The sequence below is a fragment of the Streptomyces harbinensis genome (assembly GCF_900116145.1).
In the GTDB taxonomy this organism is placed as follows: Bacteria; Actinomycetota; Actinomycetes; order Streptomycetales; family Streptomycetaceae; genus Streptomyces; species Streptomyces carpaticus.
This window is the reverse complement of the sequence record NZ_FPAB01000003.1, coordinates 507,314-533,215: the sequence shown is the minus strand read 5'-3', so window position 1 is coordinate 533,215 and position 25,902 is coordinate 507,314. Positions and strand designations below refer to the sequence as shown.

Here is a 25,902-nt window from a genome sequence, read left to right as displayed (position 1 = left end):
CGAAGGAGGCGAGACCGCATGACCGACACCACCAGCACCACCGGCACCACGAGCATGTCCGATGTCACCGGCCTTCCCGGCCTTTCCCATCCCGGCGACCTCACCGACCTCACCGGCCTCACCGCGTTCGCGGACCCGGCCGCGGTCGCCACCACGGCGGTCGGCGACCGTACCGGCACCCGGGGCGAACCCCTGCACGCCGTGGACGAGTTCTCGTTCCGCAAGACCATGTCGCGGTTCGCGACCTTCGTCACCGTGATCACCGTGGCCACCCCGGACGGCCCCGCCGGCTGCACCGCGACCTCGGTGTTCTCCCTGTCGCTGCGCCCGCCGACGCTGGTGGTGTCGCTGCGCAGCGCGGGGCGCACCCTGGAGGACGTCCTCGATGCCGGGCGGTTCGCGGTGAACGTGCTGTCGTGGCGGCAGCGGGACTTGTCCGGACGGTTCGCGGCCGGCGACCCGCGGCACCGGTTCGACGGCCTGCCCTACTCGGTGTGGGGCGGAGCACCGGTGCTCGACGGCACCTCGGCGTCGGTGGTGTGCCGGCTGCGGCACACCATGCCGGCGCTGGACCACACGCTGCTGTTCGGCACCGTGGCGCTGACCAGGACCCGGCGCGAGGAGCCGCCACTGGTGCTGCTCGACGGACGGTCGCACACGCTCGGCGGAGAGGGTGAGGGGACGTGGTGAGCGCGAGCCCGCTGCTGCACGAGGTGCTGCTCGCCCCGGTGGCGAGCACCCCGCACCGGCCCGCGGTGATCGAGTTCCTGGGGGACGACCGGCTGCGGACCGTGTCCTACCGGGAACTGGGCGCGCTGGTCGACTCGTTCGCGGCGTCGCTGACGGCGGCCGGGCTGGGGGTCGGGGACCGGGTGGTCCTGGAGTCCGACACCTCGGCCGCCGCCATCGCCGCGCTGCTGGCCTGTTCCTCGCTGGGGCTGCCGTTCGTCCCGGTGAGCCCGGAGGCCCCGGACGAGCGGGTGCGTGCGGTGGTGGCGGCCACCGGGCCCCGGCTGTATCTGCGGGCCGCCGAGGGTTTCCGGGAGGGGGTGCGCGGGGACTTCGGGATCGGCCGGTTCGGCCAGGACGGGCTGCGGATCGTCCGGGAGCCGGCCGCCGGCACGATCCGGCACCGCCGGGAGCTGACCGCGACCGACACCGCGTACCTGATCTTCACCTCGGGCAGCACCGGGCGGCCCAAGGGGGTGGTGATGAGTCACGGTGCCGTCACCTCCTTCTACCGGGGCATGTACACGCAGCGGATCGTCGGCGGGCGGGACCGGGTGGCCACCACCTCACCGCTCCAGTTCGACTTCTCGCTGCTCGACATCGGGCTGGCGCTGGGCAGCGGGGCGGCGGTGGTGCCGGTGCCGCGTCCGCTGCTGCGCTGGCCCCGGCGCTTCCTGCGGGTGCTGCGCGACACGGGCGCCACCCAGGTCAACGGTGTGCCGTCCATCTGGCGGCAGGTGCTGCGGTACGAGGCGGACCGGCTGGCCGGGATCGACACGATCCGGGGGGTGCTGTTCTGCGGCGAGGACTTCCCGCTGCCGGAGCTGCGCCGGCTGCGGGCCGCGCTGCCCGCGGCCCGGCTGGTCAACTGCTACGGGGCCACCGAGTCGATGGCGTGTTCGTTCACCGATGTGCCCGATCCGCTGCCGGATGATCTGGAGCGGCTGTCGATCGGGGCCGCCCATCCGGGCGCGGAGATGATCCTGGTGGACGCGGCGGGCCGGCCGTTCCTGCGCACCGGTGAGGTGGGCGAGATCCATCTGCGCTCCCCGGCGCTGTTCAGCGGCTACTGGGACGACCCGGCCGCCACCTCGGCGGCGCTGGTGCCGGATCCGGTGGAGCCGCGTTCGGGGCAGCGGGTGCTGCGGACGGGGGATCTGGCGTACCGGGGGGAGAACGGTGAGCTGTACTTCACCGGACGGGCCGACTCCCAGGTGCAGTTCCGGGGCAATCGGGTGGAACTCGGCGAGGTGGAGCGCCGGTTGCTGGAGTGCGAGGGGATCACGGCGGCGACGGTGCTGGTGCTGCCCCGGCCCGCGGGCCCGGAGCTGTGCGCGTTCGTGGTGGCCGGGCCGCAGGCCCGGGAGGGGACGTTGCTGGACGGACTGAGCGCGCGGCTGGCGCGGGTGCTGCCCTCCTACATGGTGCCGGGTGAGCTGCGGCTGCTCACGGGATTGCCGACGACGGAGAACGGCAAGGTCGATCGGGCGGCGCTGGCCAGGGAGGCCGGGCCCCTGCCGGTGTGAGGACGGCGGGCGGCTGCGGCGGGACGGGCGCGGGACGCGGCCCGCCCGCCGCGACCGGCCCCGGCTCGCGGCGGGCGGCCGGTTCCGGCAGCACCTCGGACTCCTCGCCGATCACCTCCGCGGCGGCGGCGAGCAGCACCTTGAGCGCGGTGTTGGAGCCGCTGTCGCGCCGGGTGACCACCTGGGTGTACGGGGCGAAGGGCGGCGTCCAGTCGATCCGGGCCAGGGTGCCCTCGGCGAGTTCCCTGGCGACCGCCACGTACGGCAGCAGCGCCATGCCCATGCCGGTGGCGACGCTCCATTTGGCGGCGTCGACCGAATCGAGTTCGAAGACCCGGGACCGGGAGACACCCGGGTCGAGGCCGATGGCGCGGTCGAACTGCCGGTGGTAGGTGGCGCGGTCGGCCCTGATCTGGGTGGCGACCCGCAGTTCGGCGTTCCCCGGCCGGTCCCGGCCGGCCAGCAGGTGCCCGGGGCCGCCCACCAGGACCAGCGGTTCGGGGCGCAGCACCCGGCTCTCCAGGTCGTCGGCCGGGTCGGCGCCGACCCCGTCGACGAGGAACGCGCAGTCGAGGGTGCCGTCCCGCACCAGGGCCCGCGGGTCGCCGGTGGTGTCGGTGTGCATGGAGATCTGCACCTTGGGATAGCGCCGGTACAGATATTCGATGACGGGCAGCAGCCGGTAGGTGGTCAGTGTCTCGACGGTGCCCACGTCGATCCGGCCGTGCGGCTGTCCCTCGGAACGTACGGATTCCCTGGCCCGCCGGGTGAGCGAGACGATCTCGCGGGCGTAGGGGAGCAGTTCGGCGCCGGACGGGGTGGTCCTGATGCCGCCCGGCAGCCGTTCGAGCAGGATGGTGCCGAGCCCCTGTTCCAGGTTCTTGATCCGGGTGGTCACGGTCGGCTGGGAGAGGCTCAGTCTGGCGGCGGCCCGGGTGAAGCTGCCCGCTTCGACAACGGCGATGAACGCATCTAACTGCGGTGTATCCATGAGTCAACTCCCCCTGGAACAGCGGCTGCGGCCGAGAAGTCGGATTGCTCGGAACTCAGTAAACAAACCGATCGGCAGGTTTGTCAATGGATGCACATCGCCTCGGCGCGCGCCCCCCGAGCCGTCGGACACCGCCGCTGAGCTGCGCCGATGAACCCCGGGCAGCACGAAGGACGGCGGCCCGCACTCCGGCGGTCCACCGTCCTTCCGGTTCTCAGACACCCGCGGCGGCGCGCGCCCTGCTCCGGTCCGCGCATCCGGGCCCGGGGCCGGCCCCGGCCGCCCGCCACCGGGCGTCGCCCCGGTACCAGTGGTCCCCGGTCAGCGGCCGGTCCACAGGGTGACCTCCGCGGACGCCACGGTCACGTCCTCCTGGGTGAAGCGCACCGGCAGGGTGTGCCGCCCGTCCCCGTGCGTCACCGGGGTACCGGCGGTGACCAGGCACGCCACCCCGAACTCGACGAACCGCTCGAAGGTGATGGCGCATCCGGTGGCGAGCCCGTCGGGGCGGCCGAGCGCCGCCAGCGCCGCCTGCCGGGCCGCTTCCATCACCACCATGCCGGGCACATGGTCCACCGGGTGATCGAAAAGTACCGGGTGGTCGGGATCCACCCGCAGCGACCAGACTCCCTCGACACCGGTGCCGGCGAGCACGACGTCCGATTCCTCGCGCCGTCCCACGGTGCCCGGTGGCACCGGTGCCGCGGTGGGCCGTGGTGCGCGGGCGTCCGCCCGCCCGCCGCGCAGTCTTCGGTAGGTGGCCTTGGGCACGCAGGTCATGGTCATGGTGCCGTGGCCGATCAGCCGGCCCTCGCGGTGGCAGTCGACGGCGGCTTCGAAGCCGCCCACGGCGGTGCCGCGCCGTTTGATGCCCGCCAGCCGGGCGGTGAGGACGATGTCGGCCGGCCGGTCCGCCAGCCGGGCGCCGTCCGGGTCGACCTCGTAGGAGGTGGTGTGCGAGAAGAAGTGGTGCCCGAGGGAGATCCGCATCCCCTCGTGCGAGATGAGCAGCACCGCCTGCCGGATGCACTCGCCGAGCAGCATCGGATCGTGCCGGCGGCCGTCCGCCGCCCGGTAGTAGCTGTGGCCGCGCGGCCACTGGGCGCCGACCACGAAGGTGTCCTGTCCGCCGTCGCGCAGGCCGGTGACCAGCACCTCGGCGACGGAGGCCCGGTGCACCAGGGTGCGCGGCACGGTCTGGAGGAACAGCTGGGGGTCCGGCGCGGGCTGCGGCTGGCGCGGCTGGTGGTCGGCGAGAGTGAGTGCACACATAAGGGGCCTCCGGTACGGATCCTGGGCAAGGCAGGTGCGAGGGCGAAAAGAGCTCACAGGCCGGTCGTGCGGTAAGGCCAAACCATACTTGCTGGTTGGTTTCTTGTCTGCGCTTCCGGGAGACAAAAACCGTGCGGATGCGGGAAGATCGGATTCCGCATCACCGGCGGTCACACCACGAGCGCAGGAGGACGAGAGCGTTGGTCAGGCAGGAACGCGCGGAAGCGACCCGGAACGCCATCCTCGACGGAGCGGCCAGAGCCTTCGACACGGCGGGATTTTCGGGCGCCAGCCTGAGCGACATCGTGAAGGAGGCCGGCGTCACCAAGGGAGCGCTGTACTTCCACTTCACCTCCAAGGAGGCGCTGGCCCACGCCCTGGTCGGGGAACAGTTCACGGTCTGGCGGCCCTTCGAGGAGGACGAACGGCCGGGTCTGCAGACGGTGATCGACCTGCTGCACCGGATGGCCCTCAGTCTCCGCGACGACGTGCGGGTACGGGCCGGCATCCGGCTGGTCATCGAGCAGGGCAGCTTCCAGGACCCCGACCCCACGCCGTACCAGACGTGGATCGACACCGTCCGCGACTGCCTCGCCCGGGCCCAGGGCCGTGGCGATGTCCGCCCCGAGGTCGATGTGGGCGAGGCCGCCGGGTTCATCGTGGGCTGCTGGACCGGGCTCCAGCTCAGCTCCGAAGTCCTCACCGGCCGCACCCGGCTGACGGAGAGCACCACGACCATGTGGCGACTGCTGCTGCCCGGTCTCGTCCCGCCGCGCCGGCTGGCCCGCTTCCTCCCCGAGGGCAGCCCCGAGGTGACGGCCGGGGGTGCCCTACCGGGGGTCTGACGAGGCACGGACCACGGAAGGGGGTTGACATACCAATCGACCGGTTTTTATATCGAGCGTATGCAGCAACGATCGCAGCGCACCCTGCAACGGCTCCTCGACTCCGCGGCCGACGAGTTCGACCGGGGAGGCTACGCCCGGGCCAAGCTCGACGACATCGCCCGCACCGCCGGGGTCACCAAGGGAGCGCTGTACTTCCATTTCTCGTCCAAGGACGAGCTGGCCGACGCCGTGCAACTCCGCGCGCGCGACCTGCTGGAGGGGTATCTGCACCACGCGCGGGACCGCGAACCCTCCGCGCTGCAACGCCTGGTGGACAGCACCCACCATCTCAACCTGCTGCTGCACCGGGCACCCGCGGTCCGCGCCAGCGTCCGGATCACCCGGGAACGCTCCCTGCGCGATCCCTCGCCCGCCGACTACTACCGGCTGGTCTCCCACAACGCCGCCCAGCTCATCCGCGAGGCACACGACCGCGCCGAACTCGGGGAGGGCTTCGACGGGCTGCGGCCGGCCCAGGACGTGGTCACCGCCATCACCTCCGGCATCGAGGTGCTGTGCTGGACCGGCGTCCCCTACGCCGAGGCCGCGCACCGGCTGACCGCCCTGTGGGACCGGCTGCTGCCCACCCTCGCCTGGGAAGGGGCACGCGGCCGGATCAGAACCGGCCCCGGGGAGGACCCCACGGCCCCCCGCTGTACGGCGGCCGGGTCGGGCTCCGGCCCCGGACCCGGCTCCGTGCCCTACCGGACGGGGTGACCCGCGGCCCGCAGGGTGGCCTTCACCTCGCCGATCCGCAGATCCCCGAAGTGGAACACCGAAGCCGCCAGCACCGCGTCCGCGCCCGCCGCGACGGCGGGCGGGAAGTGGTCGAGCCGGCCGGCGCCGCCGGAGGCGATCACCGGGATGCTCACCCGCTTGCGCACCTGCGCGATCATCGCGGTGTCGTAGCCGTCCTTCGTGCCGTCCGCGTCCATCGAGTTGAGCAGGATCTCCCCGGCGCCCAGACCGGCGGCCCGCTCCGCCCACTCCACCGCGTCGATGCCGGTGCCGCGCCGGCCGCCGTGCGTCGTCACCTCGAAACCGGAGTCCGTCACCGTGCCCTCCGGGCAGCGGCGCGCGTCCACCGACAGCACCAGCACCTGGCTCCCGAACCGCTCGGCGATCTCCCCGATCAGCTCGGGACGCGCGATCGCCGCCGTGTTGACGCCCACCTTGTCGGCGCCCGCCCGCAGCAGCCGGTCCACGTCGTCGGTGGTGCGCACCCCGCCGCCCACCGTCAGCGGGATGAACACCTGCTCGGCGGTGCGCCGCACCACGTCGTAGGTGGTCTCCCGGTTCCCGGAGGAGGCGGTGATGTCCAGGAAGGTCAGCTCGTCGGCGCCCTCCGCGTCGTACACCTTCGCCATCTCCACCGGGTCCCCGGCGTCCCGCAGGTTCTGGAAGTTGACGCCCTTGACCACCCGGCCCGCGTCCACGTCCAGACAGGGGATGACCCGTACCGCCAGACTCATGACGCCTCGCTCCGCTCGCTGCCCCGGTACGCCTCCAGCTCCACGGTGACCAGCACCCGCGGATCGACGAACCCGGCGGTGACCACCACCGTCGACACCGGCCGCACCGCCGCGAACAGCTCGCGGTGCGCCCGCGCCACCTCCTCCACGTCCCGGACGTGGCTGAGGTACATCCGGGTACGGATCACCGCCTCGGCGCCGACGCCGAACGGCTCCAGCGCGGCCACCGCCTCGGTGAAGGCCGCCCGGGTCTGCTCATAGGCCTCGTCCGTCGCCGACACGCCGCCGTCGTCGGCCAGCGGCGCGGTCCCGGAGACCAGCACCCGGTCGCCCGCCGCCACGGCGCGCGCCGCGCCGAGCGAGTCCTCCCATGTCCCACCGCCGCCGCTCATACGGTCTTCAGCGCCTCCTCCAGCGTGAACGCCTTCGCGTACAGCGCCTTGCCCACGATCGCGCCCTCCACGCCCAGCGGCACCAGAGTGGCAAGAGCCCGCAGGTCGTCCAGGGACGACACGCCGCCGGAGGCCACCACCGGCCGGTCGGTCGCCGCGCAGACGTTCTTCAGCAGCTCCAGGTTGGGGCCCTGGAGGGTGCCGTCCTTGGCGATGTCGGTCACCACGTAGCGGGCGCAGCCCTCCGCGTTCAGCCGCTCCAGCGTCTCGTACAGGTCGCCGCCGTCCCGGGTCCAGCCGCGTCCGCGCAGCGTGGTGCCGCGCACGTCGAGGCCGACCGCGATCCGGTCGCCGTACTCGGCGATGACCTTCGCCACCCACTGCGGCGACTCCAGCGCGGCCGTGCCCAGGTTGACCCGGGTGCAGCCGGTGGCCAGCGCGGCGGCCAGCGAGGCGTCGTCGCGGATGCCGCCGGACAGCTCGACCTTGATGTCCATGCTCCGCACGACCTCCGCGATCCGCTCCCGGTTGTCGCCGGTGCCGAACGCCGCGTCCAGGTCCACCAGGTGCAGCCACTCGGCCCCGGCCCGCTGCCACTCCAGCGCGGCGGCCAGCGGGTCGCCGTAGGAGGTCTCCGACCCCGACTCGCCGTGCACCAGGCGCACCGCCTGCCCGTCCCGTACGTCGACGGCGGGCAGCAGCTCCAACTTCGCAGCGTTCATCACAGCGTCTCAATCCAGTTCTTCAGCAGCTGGGCACCGGCATCGCCGGACTTCTCCGGGTGGAACTGCGTCGCGGACAGCGGGCCGTTCTCGACCGCCGCGACAAAGGGCGCACCGTGGGTGGCCCAGGTGACCAGGGGTGCGCTGAGGGCCTCGTTGTGGGCTTCCAGCTCCCAGTCGGCCACCGCGTAGGAGTGCACGAAGTAGAAGCGGTCCTCGGCGGACAGCCCGGCGAACAGGGAGGAGCCGGCCGGGGTGGTCACCGTGTTCCACCCCATGTGCGGCACCACGTCGGCGGTGAGCGGGCCGACGGTGCCGGGCCACTCGTCCAGGCCCTCGCTCTCCACGCCGTGCTCGATGCCGCGCGCGAAGAGGATCTGCATGCCGACGCAGATGCCCAGCACCGGCCGGCCGCCTGCCAGCCGCCGCCCGATGACCCAGTCGCCGCGCGCCGCGCGCAGCCCCGCCATGCAGGCGGCGAACGCGCCGACGCCGGGCACCAGCAGCCCGTCGGCGTTCAGCGCGGTGTCGAAGTCCCGGGTGATCTCCACCTCGGCGCCGGCCCGGGTCAGGGCGCGCTCGGCCGAGCGGATGTTGCCGAAGCCGTAGTCGAAGACGACCACCGACGGTGCCGTCACTCCCACACCTCCAGCAGCGCGACCCCGGCCAGCACGCACATCAGCGCGCCCAGGGCGAGCAGGAGGGTGACGCCGCGCGGCATCTTCTGCTGGATGAAGGAGAACGTGCCGCCGCCCAGGAAGAGCCCGCCCGCGAAGAGCAGCGTGGAGGCCCAGGTCACAGCGCGCCCTTCGTCGAGGGGATGCCGGTCTGCCGCGGGTCGATCTCGCTGGCGTAGCGCAGCGCCCGCGCCAGCGCCTTGAACTGGCACTCCACGATGTGGTGCGCGTTGCGCCCGTAGGGCACGTGCACGTGCAGCGCGATCTGCGCCTGGGCCACGAACGACTCCAGGATGTGCCGGGTCATCGTCGTGTCGTACGACCCGATCATCGGCGCCATGCCCTCCGGCTCGGTGTGCACCAGATACGGGCGCCCGGACAGGTCCACCGTCACCTGCGCCAGCGACTCGTCCAGCGGCACCGAGGCGTTGGCGAAGCGGACGATGCCCACCTTGTCGCCGAGCGCCTGCCGGAACGCCGCGCCGAGCGCGAGCGCGGTGTCCTCGATCGTGTGGTGGGTGTCGATGTGCAGATCGCCCTCGGTCTTGACCGTGAGGTCGAACAGGCCGTGCCGGCCCAGCTGGTCGAGCATGTGGTCGTAGAAGCCGACCCCGGTCGACACATCGACCTGCCCGGTGCCGTCGAGGTCGATCTCGACGACCACCGAGGTCTCCTTAGTGGTCCGTGCCACCCGCCCCACGCGGCTCATGGGCGTTCCTCGCTCTCTGGTGCTGCTTCGTGGGTGTCCTTGAGCGCGGCGCGTACCGCATCCAGGAACGTGTCGTTCTCGGCGCGGGTGCCGACGCTGACCCGCAGCCGTCCCGGTACTCCGTTGTCCCGGATGAGGACGCCGTGCTCCAGCACCTTCTCCCAGAAGGCGTGCGGATCGGCGAAGCGGCCGAACTGGACGAAGTTGGCGTCCGAGTCGGTCACCTCCAGGTCCATCGCGCGCAGTTCGCGCACCAGCCGGTCGCGCTCGGACTTCAGCTCCTCGACGTAGCCGAGCAGCGTCTGCGAGAACTCCAGCGCGGCGTGCGCCGTGGCCTGGGTGACGGCGGAGAGGTGGTACGGCAGCCGGACCAGCTGCACCGCGTCCACCAGCGCCGGGTCGGCGGCGAGGTAGCCGAGCCGCAGCCCGGCCGCCCCGAACGCCTTGGACATGGTGCGGGAGATGACGAGGTTCGGCCGGCCCTCGATCATCGGCAGCAGCGAGGGCCGGTGGCTGAACTCCGCGTACGCCTCGTCCACCACCACCAGCGCGCCGTGCCGGCCCTTCGCCGCCGCCTGGGCCGCGTCGTACAGCGCCCGGACGGTCTCCGGTGCCACCGCCGTGCCGGTCGGATTGTTCGGTGAGCAGATGAACAGCACATCGGGCCGCTGCTCGGTGATGAAGTCCACCGCCGCCGGCTCGTCGATGGTGAAGTCGTGCGCGTCCCGGCCGCCGGAGATCCACCCGGTGCCGGTGCCGCGCGCGATCAGCGCGTGCATCGAGTACGAGGGGTCGAAGCCGAGCGCGGTACGCCCGGGGCCGCCGAACGCCTGGAGCAGCTGCTGGAGGATCTCGTTCGAGCCGTTGGCCGCCCACACCTGGGTCGGCCCGACCCGGTGGCCGGTGGTCTCGGTCAGATAGCCGGCCAGCGCGGTACGCAGCCCCACCGCGTCCCGGTCCGGGTAGCGGTTGAGGCCGCGCGCCGCGTCGGAGACGCGCTCCGCGATGCGGCGCACCAGCTCCTCGGGCAGCGGGTACGGGTTCTCGTTGGTGTTCAGCCGCACCGGCACATCGAGCTGCGGTGCGCCGTAGGGGCTCTTGCCGCGCAGCTCGTCGCGCAGCGGCAGGTCGTCGATACGGGTGGTGCGGGTCACTTGCTGTCCGGGACCTTCCAGTCGAACCTGGCCTTCACGGCCGCACCGTGCGCCGGCAGATCCTCCGCCTCGGCGAGGGTGACCACGTGCCCGGCCACCTCGGCCAGCGCCGCGCGGTCGTAGTCCACCACGTGGATGCCGCGCAGGAAGGACTGCACGGACAGGCCCGAGGAGTGGCAGGCGCAGCCGCCGGTGGGCAGTACGTGGTTGGAGCCGGCCGCGTAGTCGCCGAGCGAGACCGGCGCGTACGGGCCGACGAACACCGCGCCCGCGTTGCGCACCCGGGCGGCGACGGTGGCCGCGTCCCGGGTGAGGATCTCCAGGTGCTCGGCCGCGTAGGCGTCGACGACCGCGAGGCCGTGCTCGATGTCGTCCACCAGCACGATGCCGGACTGGCGCCCGGTGAGCGCCGCCGTCACCCGCTCCTGGTGCTTGGTGGCCGCGACCTGGGTCCGTACCTCGGCCTCGACCGCCGCCGCGAGCCGCGGCGAGTCGGTCACCAGGACGGCGGCGGCCAGTTCGTCGTGCTCGGCCTGGCTGATCAGGTCGGCCGCGACGTGCCGCGGCTCGGCGCCGTCGTCCGCGAGGATCGCGATCTCGGTGGGCCCCGCCTCGGCGTCGATGCCGATCCGGCCCTTGAGGAGCCGCTTGGCGGCGGCCACGTAGACGTTGCCGGGGCCGGTCACCAGCTGCGCCGGGCGGCACTCGTCGGTGCCGTAGGCGAACATGGCGATCGCCTGCGCGCCGCCCGCCGCGTACACCTCGTCCACCCCGAGCAGCGCGCAGGCCGCCAGGATGGTGGGGTGCGGCAGTCCGCCGTGCTCGCGCTGCGGCGGCGAGGAGAGGGCCAGCGAGCCGACGCCCGCCTCCTGCGCGGGCACCACGTTCATCACCACGGAGGACGGGTACACCGCCTGCCCGCCGGGCACGTACAGCCCGACCCGCTCCACCGGCACCCAGCGCTCGGTGACGGTGCCACCGGGCACGACGCGGACGGTGGAGTCGGTACGCCGCTGGTCGCGGTGGACCAGCCGGGCCCGCCGGATCGACTCCTGAAGGGCCGCCCGCACCGCCGGGTCGAGGGTGTCGAGGGCCGCGCGGATGTCCGCCACCGGCACCCGGACCCGTTCGATCTCCACCCGGTCGAAACGCCGCGCGTACTCGATCAGCGCCGCCGTGCCGCGATGGCGCACGTCCTCGCAGATGGGCCGCACCTTCTCCAGGGCGGCCTCGACGTCGAGTTCGGCGCGGGGCAGCAGGTCACGGTCGATCACACCCTGCGACGAGGGCGCATCGCGCAGATCGATTCGGTTCAGCACGGGTCCAGTCTCTCAGACGGCCGTGACCGGGCGATCGGGCGTTTCACCATACGGTCCCGGGGGCAGCGGCGACCCACCGTCACAGGGGCGCACACAGCCAGTAGGCTGGCCGGTCGTGACGACCACGCGCCTGCCCCTCTTTCCGCTCAACACCGTGCTCTTCCCCGGGCTCGTGCTGCCGCTGAACGTCTTCGAGGCGCGCTACCGGGCACTGATGCGGGATCTGCTGGACCTCCCCGAGGACGGACCACGCCCGTTCGGGGTGGTCGCGATCAGGGACGGGCACGAGGTGGCGCCCAGCGCCGTCGGCCTCCCCGACCCCACCGAACTGCCCGAGGCGGGGCCGGCGGCCGGGTTCGCCGCCGACCCGATGGAGTCCTTTCACCCGGTCGGCTGCATCGCGGACGCCTCCACCATCCGGCCGCGCGCCTCCTCGGCCGCCGCGGTGCTCGCCGAGGAGGGCGAGCCGGGCGCGGCGGTGGACGGGTACGAGGTGCTGGCCACCGGAACCACCCGGTTCCGGCTGCTGTCGGTGGAGAGCGGCGGTCCCTATCTGACGGCGGAGGTGGAGACGCTGCCGGAGGAGCCCGGGGAGGGCGCGGGGGCGCTGGCCTCGGGGGTGCTGCGGGCGTTCCGCGGCTACCAGAAGGAGCTGGCCGGGGCGAACGAGCGGACGCTGGCCTCGGGCCAGGAGCTGCCGGACGACCCCTCCGTGGTGTCGTACCTGGTGGCGGCGGCCACCGTGATGTACACGGCGGACAAGCAGCGGCTGCTCCAGGCCCGGGACACCGCGACCCGGCTGGCCGAGGAGCTGAAAATCCTGCGCCGGGAGACCACCCTGATCAGTAGGCTCCCCTCGGTCCCGGGCGCCGAGTACACGCTGCGCCCGACCAGCCTGAACTGAGCGGACGGGGCGACGGTGGCGAAGAAGAAGCGGCAGGGCGGCGGGGCGGGCGGCACCCCGGCGACGGTGGCGGCGAGCGCGGCGGGGGTGCGGTTCACGCTGCACGCCTACGACCACGATCCCGGGGTGGCGTCCTTCGGCGAGGAGGCGGCCTCGGCACTGGGCAACGATCCGCGCCGGGTGTTCAAGACGCTGGTCGCCGAGGTGGACGGCACCCTCACGGTGGCCGTGGTGCCGGTGGCCGGTTCGCTGGATCTGAAGGCGCTGGCGGCGGCGGTGGGCGGCAAGCGCGCGGTGATGGCCGATCCGGCGGCGGCCGAGCGTACGACCGGCTATGTACGGGGCGGGATCTCGCCGCTGGGGCAGCGCAAGCGGCTGCGCACCGTGCTGGACGCCTCGGCGGCGGACCACGGCACGGTCTTCGTCTCGGCGGGCCGCCGGGGGCTGGAGATCGAGCTGGCGCCGGCCGATCTGGTGGCGCTCACCTCGGCGGTGACGGCGCCGATCGGCAGGGACTGAGGAACGGACGGGCCGGGCCGGCCCTCACCCCTTCCAGCGCGGGAACTCCCGCCCCGGGGCGGGCAGCGGGGTGCGCGGTCCCCACAGCGCGGTGCACAGCAGATGCGCGCCGACCGCGCCGAACGGGAGCCCGGCCAGGACGCCCTTGGCCTCCAGCTTCAGCGGCGCGTCGAAGACGACGCCCTCCCCCACCCGGCGCGCGTGCGCGACCAGGTCCTCCTCGGGCCCGAGCCAGATACCGACGCGCCAGGCGAGGAAGGCCCCGGCCACGGCGCCGGCGGCGAGCCCCAGCACCTCGGCGATCCCGCCCCGGCGGCGGCGCAGCCAGAAGACCAGGGCCCCGGCGAGGACGCCGACCGCGAGCCCGGTGAGCAGGAAGGTGCCGTCGATGGCGATGGCCTGCTGGCCCTCGGAGTTCTGGAGCATGACGGCGCGGCCGTTGGAGACCACCGGGACGCGGGGCGCCAGCACCGGCCACAGCGCGCCGAGCGCGAGCCCGGCCAGTACGGCGACGGGCAGCCCGACCAGCAGGGCGGTGCGTATCTCCCGTCCCCACTGCGGGCTCGTCCGCGCCGGCGGGGGCGGGGCGGGAACCGACCAGGGGTCATGGCCGCCGCCCGTGCCGGGCGTGCGGTGGTCCTCGGAGGGCTGGGGCGCGATCACCCCCACATCCTGCCAGCTCCGGCCACGTGTTCGGGCGCGGGGACGACCGTTCGGGCGTATGAACGGATCGTCCGTACGGCTCCGGGTCAGGCCGGGCGGCTCACCGCGGCCCGCCGGTACGCCCAGGTGGCCAGCGCCAGCGCCAGCACCCCGACCCCGGCGCAGACCGCGAGGTTCACCAGCACCACGCCCCAGTCGGGGCCGGGCCGCAGCACCTCGGCCAGCGCCTCCACCCCGTAGGTGGACGGCAGCAGCTCCCGCAGCCAGCGCACCGGCTCGGGCAGCCGGGCGGCCGGCAGCACGCCCAGCAGCAGCGCCGCCGACATGCCCAGCTGCCCGCACAGGGTGGCCAGCTCCGCGCGGGGCGCCAGCAGTCCGAGCGCCGCGCCGAGGCCGGCCAGGGCGGCCCCGGCCAGCGGGATGACCGCCAGCAGCACCCACAGCCCGCCGAGCGGCAGCTGGTACAGCAGCGCCCCGGACACGGCCGTCACGATCACTCCGGGCACCGTGAACGAGGCGTAGGCCGCCGCCGTCCCCAGCGCCACGGCGGCGGCCGGCACCGGCAGCGTCGCGTAGTGGTCGATGCCGCCGCCGGCCCGCAGCTGCCCGAAGTACTGCGCCAGCAGATTGAGCGCGACGAACGCCACCACCAGGACGGCGGAGCCGGCGACCACCGCGCGGGCCTCGTCCCCGCTGCCGCCGTCCACGACGCCGCGCATCAGGACCATGATCCCGATCGACTGGAACGTCGCCACGAACAGCAGCGGGATGCGGGCCACCCGGGCCCGCGACAGCTGCGCGACATAGACGGCCCGCAGCGCGGGCCACACCCGCACGGCGGGAGCGAGCGGATGGGGAACGGCGCTCACGCCCGTACCAGCCCCTCCCCCTGGCCGCCCAGGGCCAGGTAGACGTCCTCCAGGGTCGGGGTGGCCAGCGTGAAGTCGTCGAGGGCGGCGAACGCCGGCCCCGTGGTCACCTCGGTGACCGCCGCCCGCGCCCGCTCCGGCGGCAGCCGCAGCGTCCAGCGGCGCCCCGCCTCCACGGCCCCGGGCCGCAGCGCGGCGACGGCGGGCAGCCACAGCGGGGCCTCGTCGCGCCACACCAGGTCGAGCCGTACCTCGTCGCCGACCAGCGCCTTGAGGCCGCCGGGCGTGTCGCAGGCGATGACCCGGCCCGTCTCCAGCACCGCCACCCGGTCCAGGACGGTCTCCGCCTCGATCACGTTGTGCGTCACCAGGACGACCGTGGTGCCGTGTTCGGCGCGCCGCCGATCGATCGCGGCCCACACGGCGCGCCGCGCCACCGGGTCCATGCCGGTGGTCGGCTCGTCGAGCACCAGGACCGGGCGCCCCGCCACCAGGGCGGTGGCCACGCAGGCGAGCCGGCGCTGCCCGCCGGACAGCTGCTTCAGCGGCCGGCCGGCCAGCGGCCCCAGGCCCAGTTCGTCGAGGACGGCGTCGCGCTCCCGCCGGGCCGCGGCCGGTTCCAGGCCGCGCAGCCGGCCGGTCGTCTCGGCGGCGAGCGCCACGGTCAGCTCGTCCAGCGCGCCGGACTCCTGCCCCAGGTACGCCAGCAGCCGGGCCGCCCGGCGCGGGTGCCGCACCAGGTCGTGGCCGAGCAGGTCGATGCTGCCGCGGTCGGGCCGCAGCAATCCGGTCAGCTGCCGTACCAGGGTGGTCTTGCCCGCGCCGTTGGGGCCGAGCAGGCCGAAGATCTCGCCGGCCGCCACCTCGATGTCGACGCCGTCGCTGGCGAGGACGGGGGCGCCGGTACTGCGCCGGCGCCGGCCGCGCGGTGCGGGATAGGTCTTGACGAGCCCACGCACCGAGAGCGCGGTGGCGGCATCACCGCTGCCCGCTGCTGTCTGCTGCGCGCCGGGCCTCGATTGCCCGGCCCATGCGGTAATGGGGCCCACAGCCCCGACCCTACGCGGCGCCCGCGCGGCGCCGGGAGCCGGGGCCTTATTCGGCGCCGGTGCGCACCGTCTCGGTGCGCTCGTCGATCTCCCGCCAGAAGCCGGCCCGGATCGCGTACCGGTCGCGTTCGTCGATCTGGTCGTCCTTGTGCGCCAGCAGCCCGAAGCGGGCGGCGTACCGCAGCAGTTCGCCGTCGATGCGGTGCGGGATGCGCGGGTAGTCGGCCGAGAGCGTCGACAGCTGGGCGAGCGGGGTGGGGCCGCCGATCCGGTCGGCCCAGCGCCGGGCGAAGACCTGGCCGACCTCGAAGGGGTCGCCGCTGACGACGGTGATGTCCTCCTCGCGGTCGGCCCAGCGCTGTTCCGCGGTCGTCAGGTGGGAGAGCATCGGCAGGGCCGCGGTCTCGGGGGATTCCTCGGGGCCGCGTTCCACCCAGCCCCGGTCGGAGGACCAGCGCAGCGTGGCGGAGGTGGGCGGGGCCTGGGCCGGGCGGCCCAGGGAGGCCACGTCCTTGGGGGTGGGCACCTTGCCGGCCGGTTCCGCCTCGGGGGCGGCGGGACACGGTTCGGCGGGCCCGGCGGCGGCGGTGGGGACCGGGGTGCCGTTCTTGGCGTGGGCCGGGGGCGCGGAGAGGATCGCGGCGATCTCCGGGCGCGGCTGCGGCTGGGTCTCCTTCACCCGGACGGCCCTGGTGATCCACGCCCGGTCCAGGACCCGCCGTTCGTCGGCCTCGGCGACCAGATCCTCGGACTGGTTGTAGTCGCCGTCGGCGGCCTGGACGGCCCACAGATGGACGGCGACCCCGTGTTCCTTGGCCGATACCAGACCGGGCAGCAGGTCCCCGTCGCCGGTGATGAGCACGATGTCGGCGCAGGCGCGGTTGCGGGCCAGTTCGGTCAGTTCGGCGTGCATGGCGGCGTCCACGCCCTTCTGGGCCCACCGTCCGTCGCTGCGGGTGAGGGCGCCGAGCCGGACGGTGACGCGCGGCATGACGCGCAGCCGCCGGTGTTCGGGCTGCGGGACGCGGTCGGGCGCGCCGTCGAACCAGTAGATCCGCAGCAGGTCGCAGCCGGTGTCGGCCTCGGCGCGTTCTCGCAGCCCCTGGATGAGGGCGGCATGGTCGACGGTGATGCGGGGGCGGGAGGGTTCACCGGCGAGCAGGCTCGCGGCGGCTCCGAGCAGATACCCGGCATCGACCAGGACGACGCAGCGATCCACGTGGCACCTCTTTCACCGAGCCGTTTTCTGGAGTCTGCCCGACCGCGTCACCGTTATCAGCGTGAACTCGATCATCGGCGTGGCGAGTCGGACGTGAACCGGTCATACCGGGGACTTCACGCGTCATGACCGAAATGCGAATTCTGTACGATCATGCGAATCTGATCGCGCCATGGATTCCCGTCCCAGGAGGCGATCATGAGCAAGAAGAAACGGCAGCGCGATCAGCAGCGGTCCTCGGGCGGCGGCTCGGCCGCGGACGAGCGCCGCAGAATGGAACGCGAGCAGCAGCAGATACGCGAGACCGGCACCGATTCCACCCCTTCCGGAAAGCCCCGCCGCTTCGGTCACAACTGACCCGGCAGCACGACGAGAGCGCACCCCGCCGGGGTGCGCTCTCGTCCGTGCGCCCGATTCCGCCGTTCTTCAGTCGGACAGTCCGTGCCGTTCGTGGGCGGCGGCGAAGGTGCCCGCCTCGGACAGTTGCGACGGGACGGAATGGAGCGCGGGTGCCCCCTGATGCACCCGGTCCCACGCCTCGTGCACACAGCGCAGCCGGTCGTCGAATGCGGTTCCGGGAAAATACTCGGCCAGCGCCTGTACGGCCCGGCCCCGCGCGACGTGTGCCTCGCGCAAAAGAAATACGGCCTTCTCCACCATCTGGGCTTCCATGGCGTTCCACCCCTCGGACGGACTCTTCGCTCCTCTCCGAAGGTAGCGCCGCGAAGGGATCGTTCGGGCAAAGCAGTGTCCGCATCCGGTAAAGCCGTTCTCATGATCCGACCAACACACCCCTGCGGCGGGACCCACGGCGCCGCGAGGCCGGGCAACCGACGTGCGCGGAGGGGACGCGGCACGGGACACCACGGGACACCTGAGGGCCGACAGCCCTCGGGGACGGCCCGCTCTCAGCAGCCGAACTCCTCCTTGGCGGAGTCCATGAAGGCGGCAGTGAAGTCCTTCATGCGCTCCCGGCCCTCTTCGGATTCCGAACTCGCGGCATGATTGCGCACGTTGATCTCCAGAACATCAACATCCTTCTTCACGGGGCATGATGTCTGCACAAGCGATCCACCCGAGTCGAGAATCGCATATTCGCCGCCTATGACATCCTCATATGGGGACCCGATATTATAGGCACTTGGGGCAGCCCGATAGGATTCCATCAGATCGAATCCCGTAGGATCGTACACCCTCACCGTGATAGCCATGGCAATATCCTGATCGATACGAACTCGGCAACTGTAAACGATCGGCTCAGTGGTATCCGGGTCGATTTTTTCTTGCTCAATTCCCCCCCCTTGCGGGAGAATGGATCTCAGCGGATCAGGAGTAATTCCGATCCCGCAGAGATCAGAAGGGAGCGCATAATCTCCACCCCCCAGGGAACATCCACAGGCAGCCATAAGCAAGATGAACGAGATGCGCGTGAACACTTTCATGACCTAGTCATCCCTGTCGCCAGTGGAGTTCACAGCCCCCAGATGACCCGCATTGGCGGCATCTCGCACAGTCTGATTGGCACGATCAATCCACTTGTCTTCCGATACGCCGGGAGGCGCCGGATTATCAGCGAGCCACTGCTCAGCGATCCCATTGAGAAAACTGTTTCCTTCAGTGTAATATTCGGCCCTGGACCTTCTCAGATCAGCTTCCGTCGTGGAGTTGGCCCAGTCCACCCACCTGCTGGTCAGCTGATCGACAGAATGCTGCAACTGGGTTCCGATATAAGGCGTGTCACCCAGGGTCGCCCCGATGAAGTTGTACAGGTTCTTGCCCGCCCAGGATGAATCGTCCTTGTCGATCTCCAGCGCCGCGTAACGTCCCTGCTCAAGAAACCCGATCGATCGTGCGATGTCATCGAGCACATAGACGGGATCTCCAGTGGTATCCGCCTCGATTTGCTCGGCGTATTCGATCACCATCGAGGTCTGCAAGATCTCATAGGATTCCGGACTTCTGGAAATCTGATTCGCTATCTCCGAGAGCTGGGCAGCGTCCAGCGGAAGGTCCCCGCCGGAATGGTTTCTCGCAGTCGCGTGCACATCGCTCCGGTAGTCGCCCAGCATCCGCGCCATGCTCTCCCTCAGCTCCGGAGGGAAGTCGTCTTCCATTCCGGATCCGATTTCCAGTGTTCGCCGGAACAGCCTCTGCTGTTCCGGCGAATGGTCCGGCGGATACGGATGGGACAGATCGGGGTTGACTCCGGTGGTGGCCGCGTAGAGGGCTTCGCCCACCGCGTTCAGGACTTCGTCGCTCTCACCCGGCGCATAAGTCCGCTCTTCGATGAAGTAGACGGCGTTGTCCTGCGGGTTGCCGGACAGGAAGAAGTGTGTCGCGGCCTCCGGATTGTGGCTCAGAGCGTTCATCAGGCCGGTGGCCGGGTCGTAGGCGAAGCCGAGGCCGGGCAGCGCGACTCCGGTGGGAGTGGCCCAGCGATGGCCTTCCCCTTCCGGCTGTTCGAAAGCGACCAGCGCGTCACCGTAGGCGCTGAGGTAGCCCGCGTCGTATTCACCGAACCGCATCAGATCGCTCATGATCTGGAAACCGGTCAGGGTGTTCTCATAGCCATGGCCGTAGGGCTCCGTGCCCCTGGCGATGACGTCCGCTTCCCACGCCCCCATCCGATAGTCGCCACTGCGCGTGGCGAGGCCCAGGGTGGTGCCGAGGTTCTCCCGCAACTGGGCCACTGACTGCACATACTCATCGGTCGGCTCCTGATCGGTTCCCAGCAGGGCCATGTCCGACCAGAAGCCCAGGACTCCGTCCGCTCCCATCCGGGTGGCGAAGTGGACCGCGAAGGATTCGTTGTCCTGGTTGGTCTCGAACAACTCGTTCATCCGGGCCAGGCCCTCGGGAGTCTTGTGCTCCCCGGTCTCGTAGAGCTCGATCACCTCAAGGGCGTCCGCGTACCCCTGCTGACGCTCGGCGGTCTCCCAGCCGTCCGCCGATGGGGCGGCGAAGGGCGCGCCTTCCTCACCCACCAGGTCGTACAAGGCCCGCGCAGCCGTGGTGTCCGCCTCCTCCGAGTTGCCGAGGATCTCCGCGATGCGCCGGGTGATGTAGTCCACGTCGCCCTGCCGGCCCGGATCCTGGAGACCGGTGCCATGGCGATCCAACTGCTCCAGGTACTCGTCCGTATATCCGTGGTTGGACCGCAGGTACACCGCCCCGTCCGGGTAGCGGATGGAGAGATCCAGCTGGGCCGCCTCCTCCGACAGGGCTGCCAGGTCGTTCCGCGCCGAACGTTGTTTGTCGGCCAGGGTGAGCAAGACGTCATGGATGGCGGCGGCGATCTCGTGCGCATGGCTGAAGCGCCGCCCGGTGGCGGTCAGGAGGGGTTTGGCCGCCTCCGCCGTCTCCCCGCGCCAATCCAACGGTTCGACCTTGGCCAGCAAGCCTTCCTGCGCAGCCTGTGACAGCTCTCCGAGGCTGCTCGCCAGGGAGCTCCAGTCCTCGGCAGCCGTTTCCAGATTGGTGAGGTTCAGGTTGTACAGCTGCTCATAGGTGGGCATCGCGGCCTCCGTTCGCGGCCGTGCCCCACATACCGGTGATCTCTGTGGCGGGCGGGCCCGGTTCCAGAGCCGCGATCACCGGATTGCCGATGGGCAAGGCCGCGTGCACCCGGTGCAACTGGCCGACGATGTCAGCTTCCAGTTCGGTGTGGGATGTGACCGAGGAGTCGAGGCCTTCCTCGATGGTCTGGCAATCCGCCATCAGATCCATGGACTTGCGGAAGAACCGGTTGGTGGCGGTCGACAGCGCCGAACCACTGGACAGACCGGCGGCCCGCAGATCCGCCGCCGCGCCGGAACTGGAGGCGGTGGCCACTCCGGTGACCGAGGACAGTCCGAACCGCAACTCCCTGGCATCGCCGGCGATCCCGGCCAGCGCCACCGGGTCGAGGGAAAGATCCGCCAGCGGCGACCGGCCCTCCGGGGGTGGGGTGTCGCCGACACCGCCGTCCCAGTCCTGGTGGGTTCCCGGGTTGAGCGCCGCATCCTCCGGCGCCGCCGGAGACGGGGGTGGGGGCGGAGGTGAGGATGGAGGCGGGGTGTCGTACCCCGTTCCACCATCCCAGTCCGAGTTCAGTCTGGTGCGTACCGAATCATCCGCCGGCGACATGTCTTCCCCCGTGATGGTGACACTCTGGCCGGACTCACCGTATCAAGGGGCATTCAGGCAGTCACCGGCCACATCACTCGGCGCACGTCGGCACCGTGACCCACAGTTCGGGTCCGAATGCAGATCGCCCGCCCTGTGCCCGCCCGGGACCGGCACCACGAGCCCCTACACCCTCCGCCGCCACACCGTCCACCCGGTCAAGGCGACCAGAACGAGAACGACGCCACCACCAACGAGCCAGGGCAGCGAGCCATTGCCGGAAGACTCGGCCGGCGAAGCGGCCCCCGCATCCGCCCCCGGCTCGGGCCCTGCTGCCGGATCGGACTCCGGCTCCGGCGAGGGCGAGGGGGTAGCGGGCGGACTGAGCCGGGCCTCATAGTCACGGAAGATGGGCGGACTGTCCGGGTCCCCCGGATCCCCCTCCCCATCAACGATGACCCGATCGGGCCGCACCATGCCATACCCGGTGTAGTCATCCCGCCGCTGATCATCCGACCGCTCAGCCGTGTTGAGCATGACACGCAGGACCTGGTTCTTCGTCCAGTCCGGATGCTGCGACCAGATGAGGGCGGCAGAGGCCGACGCAAGGGCGGTGGCGGAACTCGTGCCGCCTTCCTCCCTCAGACATACGGGAGCGTCCAGGCCATCACAATGCCAGGGGATTTCATCCCCTGGCGCGGCGAGAGCTACTTGCGGACCGTGGGTCGAATAGGCCGAACGCTCGGAAGAAGACATCACCGCGCCAATGCCTACAACACCATCGAGACTGGCAGGCGGCAGCGCTTGGTTCATAGCCTCCGCTTCATTTCCCACCCCCGCAACAAAGAGAACCCCCCCTCGTATCGCAGCGTCGACAGCTTCTTTCAAAGGGCTACTGGTGCCAATGACATCTTTGGCAACCATCGAAAGATTGATGATATCTGCCCCATTTTCAACAGCATACTTAATCCCCTCCGCCATAACCTCAGAATTATTTAGGGAAAAATACTCATCCCTTCCTTCGGAAACGCGAACGGGAAGAATCTTTACGTCTGGTGCGAGCCCTTGGATACCTCCACCTTCACCTGTCCCCGCGATAAGGGCGGCCATGTGGGTGCCGTGTCCGCTGGTGTCAACGTGTGCACCCGACCCGTCCGCCGTGAAATCAGCGCCATCGAGGACTTGACCCCGTAGTTCGGGAAGGGTGGAATCCACACCGGAGTCCACTACGGCCACCGTCACGCCTCCACCTTTCGTGTGCTCCCATATTTCCTCAAGCCTCAAGGACTCGAAGTACCAAGGGTTCTGTGGCGTGGCAACCGCATGGGCGGTGGTGACTGTGGGGGCGAACATGGCGATGAGGGCAAAGAGGGCGGCCAGGGCCCGACGGCGGGTAGTGGTCATGGCTGCTGCTTGTCGTCCTTGCTCTCGTTCTTCTTACGCTTCTTCTTGCGGTTCTGGCCGGAGAGACCAATCACACCGGTAGGTTTCGGCAAAGCCCGCTTGCGTTCCCCCCGTTTCCCGCTGTGCCCGTCCACTACGGCTTTGCCGTAGGTGCCACGCGGCACGGTCGGGTCCTCCTTCTTCGTAGGGACCAGCCTGCTGTTGGACGCGCTCATACCCGGCTGAATCACCCCGCCCGGAGGGATACGCGACGCCGCAGTCGGCTTCGCGTTCGGCACTGGCCTCCCCCCAAGAAGCCCGTAGTTGTTCGCACGCCCCCACGGGTTACCCGTACCAGGACCAGAGCCCCGGCCACCACCTTGACCCGGGCCGGTTACAGACGGCCGGCCTACCGGCGGCTGCTGACCAACTGGTCCAGCAGGCGACCCCGAGGGCGGACGCACCTCACTCGGCTTCACGAGCGGGCTCCGCGGCGGCGGCATTTGACCCCCGTCGGCACGCCCAGGACCAGGACCAGCCTGCAGCGGCCACCCCGGCAACGGACCTGTTACCGGCGGCTGACCACCCGGACCACCAACCACCACCGGCCGCTCCACCACCGGCGGAAGAGACACAGACGGAATCGGAGGAGCAGCCCCATTCGGCTTCACCCCCACCGAATCCAACGATGTCCCCCCACCACCATCGCCGACACCCAACACTGGTCCGGAGATCACGCCAGAGTGCTGCGATGAACCTGGCTGAGTCACATTCGAGGACAACGCGACATCGCGGGCCGCGATGTTCTGAACGGGAGCCGCTTGTGACGGAGCAGGAACACCGCCATAGGTCGTAGGTGGGTTCACAGAGCCCGTCCCATCCGAGCCGGGATCGACGCCCGAGGTTTGCACAGGCAGATTCTGGAACTGTGGTTCCCGGTGGCTCCCGATGATCGCCGCTGACGTCTTGTACGCGGAGCCCAGACGGGTGATCGCCGCGATGGCTTCCTGGCGGCGCGCTTCCTGTGTGCCATCCGCGACGCCGGGCAACACCGTCTGGAACCCCGGATCGGCAGCGGTGTCTGTCGCCCGGAACCGTTCCGGCTCCGGCATCTCACTCTGAGCCTGACGCAGGGCCACCCCCGCGTTGGTGATCTGCATACCGACCACGCTCGCGTACGACCCCAGTAGATCCGACTCCAGATAGAAGCGGCTGATCCACTCACGGAACGCGTCCGCCGCCTGGCCCTGCCATTCCAACTCTCCTGCCGCACGCCAGATCTGCTGACCGACATCAGCGACCCGCTCGGCCACCGTCCCCAGTGCCTCGCCCCGCTGGATCAACGCGTCCGGGTTCGCCCCGGCGAGCAGCCCCGCCAACTCCTCATGTGACATGGTCTCCAGGCGCTCGTCCAGGTGATCCCTGATGTACGCCTGCGGCAGATACCGCTGCCCAGGATCCTCCATGCCGGTCCCCTCCCCGCGCCCCACCCCACGAACGAAACGTCCGCATCCCAGAATACGGTCCGCCTCCGACAGGCCACCGAGAGCCACCAACCCAACGGCAGCCCACCCCACCTCACCGCGACGAGGTCAGGGCCTCCGTGAAGCTCACCCACGCGCCGGAATCGACCGTAACGCAAGAACGGTCCGGGGCCTTCGAGTCGCGCAAGCCCACCCGGGCGCCCGAGAAGGCCACTTCGACGCATTGGCCGCCGTTGTCGGAGCTGTAGCTACTCCTGCGCCACACTGTCGCCACCGAGCCGGAGCCACCCGTGGTTGTCACGAACCGCCCTCCCACTCTCGACGAATCGCCGCACGCACGAAGGCACCCCACGCACCCGAGCCGACGACCAACACAGGCCCGCCGGAGACCTTCGAGTCCCGCAGACCCGCCAGACCACGCACCAGTGCTACCTCAACGCACTGGCCACCGTTGTTGTCGCTGTAACTACTTCTGTGCCACACAGCATCAGAAAAACCCCCATCTCCCATCCGGCACGCCCCTTCTTGCCTCACCGTTCCTACTCCGCCTCAGCCATACGCAGGATAAGGCGCCGGGACTCCACCGGCCCCAGGGCAGCGGCCTGGAGTCGATCCCAGAGGGAGGAGTAGGCGCGCACCGCATCTGGCCTGTCCAGGTAATCGGCGTCCATGTAGTCCTCCAGGTACACGACGTCAGTACTCGCGTCGTGATCAAACCGCAGTATGGTGAAGCCAAAAGTGGCGGTCTCGTAGCTTTCACTGTCGAAGGGCAACACCTGTAGCTGAATGTTCGGTCGTTGAGCCACCGCCGCCAAGTGCTTGAGCTGCCCTCGCATCACGGTCTTGCCTCCCACGTTCCGCCACAGGGACGACTCACTCAGGATGAATCTGAGCTGCGGTGCATCAGGACCGTCGATGACGCTCGCGCGCTCCATGCGAACCTTCACCTGACGGTCAGAGTCCGCTTCCGTGCTCTGGAATGGAGCGGTGGTGTGCAACGCCCGGACATATCCCTCCGTCTGGAGAATCCCAGGCACCAACTCCGCCTGGTACCAGCGGAGCTCCGTCGCATCCTCCTCCAGATCGAGGTACTGCCGGAACCAGTCCGGGATGACGTTCCGGTAGCCGCCCCAACGCCCTCGTTGCCGTCCCGACCTGGCCAGGTCCCGCATCCAGTCGGCCTGTTCGCCGTCCACCCCGTAGAGATCCAGCAGCACGTTCAGATCCGTGAGCTTGATGCCGTTCTGGCCCAGCTCCATGCGGCTCACCTTCGTTGACGCCGCGTCGATGGTCCTCGCCGCCTCCTCCTGGGTCTTGCCTGCCTGCTCGCGCGCCCGCCGCAGGGCGATGCCCAGCCTCCTGCGCTGAATCGATGGTGAGGCCATCGCCGCCACTCCTTCCGTGGGCTGTCACCCACACGAATGGATCCCCTACCGAGAGTGCCCGAATCCTAGCCAGCGACCCCACCGCAGTGCCTAATGTAGGTACCTACTTCAGCTACCCCGGGAAGGACCTTCACCGCCATGCCCGACACCGACACCTCCAACGAGCCAACCCGCGCCGAGTTCTACCTCGACCGCGTGCGGCGCCTCAGCCACATCGTCGAAGAGGTCACCTCCGACCGTGATCTCGCCGTCCTCCGCGCCCACGAGCACGGGGCCAGCCACCAGGAGATCGCCCAGCGGGCCGACCTCAAGACCGCCGACGTGGACACCGTCGTCACCACCCTCCTCGCCGAGGAGGACATCGCCGACTGGTGCGACGGGCCCGATTACCTGCCCGTGTGGCGGCACCACTACTGATCACGGCCCTCCGGCCACCGCCCCCTCACCGGCCGCCGACCCCGCACGTGCCCCGG

At 70.7% G+C, this 25,902-nt stretch carries 30 protein-coding genes and 1 pseudogene; 8 read left to right on the top strand and 23 right to left on the bottom strand.

Annotated features, from left to right (window positions below; all coding sequences use genetic code 11):
- Positions 1–18: 18 nt before the first annotated feature.
- Both BM385_RS10225 and BM385_RS10220 read left to right on the top strand, forming a co-directional pair.
- A complete protein-coding gene (locus tag BM385_RS10225) occupies positions 19–690 on the top strand; it encodes a flavin reductase family protein (RefSeq protein ID WP_019433634.1) in 672 nt (223 codons plus the stop codon).
- Positions 684–2,255 (top strand): AMP-binding protein, encoded by a 1,572-nt coding sequence (locus BM385_RS10220; protein WP_019433635.1) that lies wholly within the window; start codon positions 684–686, stop codon positions 2,253–2,255. Before BM385_RS10225 ends, BM385_RS10220 begins: the two co-directional genes overlap by 7 nt.
- On the opposite strand, the gene BM385_RS10215 is transcribed toward BM385_RS10220, so the two are convergent.
- Positions 2,176–3,246: a LysR family transcriptional regulator gene (locus BM385_RS10215; RefSeq protein WP_019433636.1), complete on the bottom strand. Its 1,071-nt coding sequence runs from the start codon at positions 3,244–3,246 to the stop codon at positions 2,176–2,178. The two genes, BM385_RS10220 and BM385_RS10215, sit on opposite strands and share 80 nt — an antisense overlap.
- Before the next feature lie 321 nt (positions 3,247–3,567).
- Entirely contained in the window at positions 3,568–4,518 is a 951-nt protein-coding gene (locus BM385_RS10210) for a ScbA/BarX family gamma-butyrolactone biosynthesis protein (RefSeq protein ID WP_019433638.1), read from the bottom strand.
- A gap of 200 nt (positions 4,519–4,718) precedes the next feature.
- Here BM385_RS10210 and BM385_RS10205 point away from each other — a divergent pair, with 200 nt between their 5' ends.
- Positions 4,719–5,363 (top strand): ScbR family autoregulator-binding transcription factor, encoded by a 645-nt coding sequence (locus BM385_RS10205; protein WP_019433639.1) that lies wholly within the window; start codon positions 4,719–4,721, stop codon positions 5,361–5,363.
- Positions 5,364–5,423: 60 nt separating this feature from the next.
- Positions 5,424–6,122, top strand: coding sequence for a ScbR family autoregulator-binding transcription factor (locus BM385_RS10200; RefSeq protein WP_093842830.1), 699 nt, complete (start codon positions 5,424–5,426; stop codon positions 6,120–6,122).
- On the opposite strand, the gene hisF is transcribed toward BM385_RS10200, so the two are convergent.
- From hisF to hisD, 8 genes are read right to left on the bottom strand one after another with little or no spacing between them, the layout of a single operon-like run.
- Complete coding sequence (gene hisF / locus BM385_RS10195) at positions 6,107–6,877, bottom strand: imidazole glycerol phosphate synthase subunit HisF (protein ID WP_019433641.1); 771 nt, start codon at positions 6,875–6,877, stop codon at positions 6,107–6,109. The genes BM385_RS10200 and hisF overlap by 16 nt on opposite strands.
- Positions 6,874–7,269 carry a Rid family hydrolase gene (locus BM385_RS10190; protein ID WP_019433642.1) on the bottom strand — a complete coding sequence of 132 codons (396 nt, stop codon included), beginning with the start codon at positions 7,267–7,269 and terminating at the stop codon, positions 6,874–6,876. The genes hisF and BM385_RS10190 overlap by 4 nt, the downstream gene beginning before the upstream one ends.
- Positions 7,266–7,991 carry a bifunctional 1-(5-phosphoribosyl)-5-((5-phosphoribosylamino)methylideneamino)imidazole-4-carboxamide isomerase/phosphoribosylanthranilate isomerase PriA gene (priA, locus tag BM385_RS10185; protein ID WP_019433643.1) on the bottom strand — a complete coding sequence of 242 codons (726 nt, stop codon included), beginning with the start codon at positions 7,989–7,991 and terminating at the stop codon, positions 7,266–7,268. The genes BM385_RS10190 and priA overlap by 4 nt, the downstream gene beginning before the upstream one ends.
- A complete protein-coding gene (gene hisH / locus BM385_RS10180) occupies positions 7,991–8,629 on the bottom strand; it encodes an imidazole glycerol phosphate synthase subunit HisH (RefSeq protein WP_093842829.1) in 639 nt (212 codons plus the stop codon). The genes priA and hisH overlap by 1 nt, the downstream gene beginning before the upstream one ends.
- Complete coding sequence (locus tag BM385_RS27100; protein ID WP_019433645.1) at positions 8,626–8,790, bottom strand: CG2302 family histidine operon protein; 165 nt, start codon at positions 8,788–8,790, stop codon at positions 8,626–8,628. Before BM385_RS27100 ends, hisH begins: the two co-directional genes overlap by 4 nt.
- The gene (gene hisB / locus BM385_RS10175; protein ID WP_019433646.1) at positions 8,787–9,377 is read right to left on the bottom strand and encodes an imidazoleglycerol-phosphate dehydratase HisB; all 591 of its coding nucleotides are present in this window, start codon (positions 9,375–9,377) and stop codon (positions 8,787–8,789) included. Before hisB ends, BM385_RS27100 begins: the two co-directional genes overlap by 4 nt.
- Complete coding sequence (locus BM385_RS10170; RefSeq protein WP_019433647.1) at positions 9,374–10,531, bottom strand: histidinol-phosphate transaminase; 1,158 nt, start codon at positions 10,529–10,531, stop codon at positions 9,374–9,376. The genes hisB and BM385_RS10170 overlap by 4 nt, the downstream gene beginning before the upstream one ends.
- Positions 10,528–11,850 (bottom strand): histidinol dehydrogenase, encoded by a 1,323-nt coding sequence (gene hisD, locus BM385_RS10165; RefSeq protein ID WP_093842828.1) that lies wholly within the window; start codon positions 11,848–11,850, stop codon positions 10,528–10,530. The genes BM385_RS10170 and hisD overlap by 4 nt, the downstream gene beginning before the upstream one ends.
- Positions 11,851–11,965: 115 nt before the next feature.
- Here hisD and BM385_RS10160 point away from each other — a divergent pair, with 115 nt between their 5' ends.
- On the top strand, positions 11,966–12,754 hold the full coding sequence (locus BM385_RS10160; protein ID WP_019433649.1) for an LON peptidase substrate-binding domain-containing protein: 789 nt from the start codon (positions 11,966–11,968) through the stop codon (positions 12,752–12,754).
- Between the two features lie 15 nt (positions 12,755–12,769).
- Positions 12,770–13,273, top strand: a complete 504-nt coding sequence (gene ybaK / locus BM385_RS10155; RefSeq protein WP_019433650.1) for a Cys-tRNA(Pro) deacylase — start codon at positions 12,770–12,772, stop codon at positions 13,271–13,273.
- A gap of 24 nt (positions 13,274–13,297) precedes the next feature.
- Here ybaK and BM385_RS10150 read toward each other — a convergent pair whose 3' ends face one another.
- From BM385_RS10150 to BM385_RS10135, 4 genes and pseudogenes are all read right to left on the bottom strand, one after another.
- On the bottom strand, positions 13,298–13,936 hold the full coding sequence (locus BM385_RS10150; protein WP_093842827.1) for an ABC transporter permease: 639 nt from the start codon (positions 13,934–13,936) through the stop codon (positions 13,298–13,300).
- An 86-nt stretch (positions 13,937–14,022) separates the two neighbouring features.
- Positions 14,023–14,964 (bottom strand): ABC transporter permease, encoded by a 942-nt coding sequence (locus tag BM385_RS10145; RefSeq protein WP_175542968.1) that lies wholly within the window; start codon positions 14,962–14,964, stop codon positions 14,023–14,025.
- Positions 14,925–15,764: pseudogene (locus BM385_RS28460) on the bottom strand (ABC transporter ATP-binding protein); the annotation flags it as partial. The gene BM385_RS10145 and the pseudogene BM385_RS28460, both read right to left, overlap by 40 nt.
- A gap of 136 nt (positions 15,765–15,900) precedes the next feature.
- A complete protein-coding gene (locus BM385_RS10135; protein WP_019433654.1) occupies positions 15,901–17,073 on the bottom strand; it encodes an NYN domain-containing protein in 1,173 nt (390 codons plus the stop codon).
- A 198-nt stretch (positions 17,074–17,271) separates the two neighbouring features.
- On the opposite strand from BM385_RS10135, the gene BM385_RS27095 reads away from it, so the two are divergent.
- The gene (locus BM385_RS27095; RefSeq protein ID WP_175542960.1) at positions 17,272–17,430 is read left to right on the top strand and encodes a hypothetical protein; all 159 of its coding nucleotides are present in this window, start codon (positions 17,272–17,274) and stop codon (positions 17,428–17,430) included.
- A gap of 69 nt (positions 17,431–17,499) precedes the next feature.
- Here BM385_RS27095 and BM385_RS10130 read toward each other — a convergent pair whose 3' ends face one another.
- The 9 genes from BM385_RS10130 to BM385_RS10095 form a co-directional block, all read right to left on the bottom strand.
- Positions 17,500–17,745 carry a hypothetical protein gene (locus BM385_RS10130; RefSeq protein WP_019433656.1) on the bottom strand — a complete coding sequence of 82 codons (246 nt, stop codon included), beginning with the start codon at positions 17,743–17,745 and terminating at the stop codon, positions 17,500–17,502.
- 236 nt (positions 17,746–17,981) lie between these two features.
- Positions 17,982–18,515, bottom strand: a complete 534-nt coding sequence (locus tag BM385_RS26735; RefSeq protein ID WP_139275159.1) for a hypothetical protein — start codon at positions 18,513–18,515, stop codon at positions 17,982–17,984.
- A 3-nt stretch (positions 18,516–18,518) separates the two neighbouring features.
- Positions 18,519–20,588: a hypothetical protein gene (locus BM385_RS10120; RefSeq protein ID WP_093842824.1), complete on the bottom strand. Its 2,070-nt coding sequence runs from the start codon at positions 20,586–20,588 to the stop codon at positions 18,519–18,521.
- Positions 20,575–20,970, bottom strand: a complete 396-nt coding sequence (locus tag BM385_RS10115) for a hypothetical protein (protein ID WP_093842823.1) — start codon at positions 20,968–20,970, stop codon at positions 20,575–20,577. The genes BM385_RS10120 and BM385_RS10115 overlap by 14 nt, the downstream gene beginning before the upstream one ends.
- 393 nt (positions 20,971–21,363) lie before the next feature.
- Positions 21,364–22,581, bottom strand: coding sequence for a S8 family serine peptidase (locus BM385_RS10110; protein ID WP_037755870.1), 1,218 nt, complete (start codon positions 22,579–22,581; stop codon positions 21,364–21,366).
- Positions 22,578–24,026, bottom strand: a complete 1,449-nt coding sequence (locus BM385_RS26730) for a WXG100 family type VII secretion target (protein WP_139275158.1) — start codon at positions 24,024–24,026, stop codon at positions 22,578–22,580. The genes BM385_RS10110 and BM385_RS26730 overlap by 4 nt, the downstream gene beginning before the upstream one ends.
- 112 nt (positions 24,027–24,138) lie before the next feature.
- Positions 24,139–24,309 carry a DUF397 domain-containing protein gene (locus BM385_RS10105; RefSeq protein WP_308277311.1) on the bottom strand — a complete coding sequence of 57 codons (171 nt, stop codon included), beginning with the start codon at positions 24,307–24,309 and terminating at the stop codon, positions 24,139–24,141.
- Between the two features lie 32 nt (positions 24,310–24,341).
- The gene (locus tag BM385_RS10100; protein WP_078576039.1) at positions 24,342–24,554 is read right to left on the bottom strand and encodes a DUF397 domain-containing protein; all 213 of its coding nucleotides are present in this window, start codon (positions 24,552–24,554) and stop codon (positions 24,342–24,344) included.
- 29 nt (positions 24,555–24,583) lie between these two features.
- On the bottom strand, positions 24,584–25,429 hold the full coding sequence (locus BM385_RS10095; protein ID WP_093842822.1) for a helix-turn-helix domain-containing protein: 846 nt from the start codon (positions 25,427–25,429) through the stop codon (positions 24,584–24,586).
- A gap of 138 nt (positions 25,430–25,567) precedes the next feature.
- On the opposite strand from BM385_RS10095, the gene BM385_RS10090 reads away from it, so the two are divergent.
- Complete coding sequence (locus BM385_RS10090; RefSeq protein WP_093842821.1) at positions 25,568–25,846, top strand: hypothetical protein; 279 nt, start codon at positions 25,568–25,570, stop codon at positions 25,844–25,846.
- Positions 25,847–25,902 lie beyond the last annotated feature (56 nt).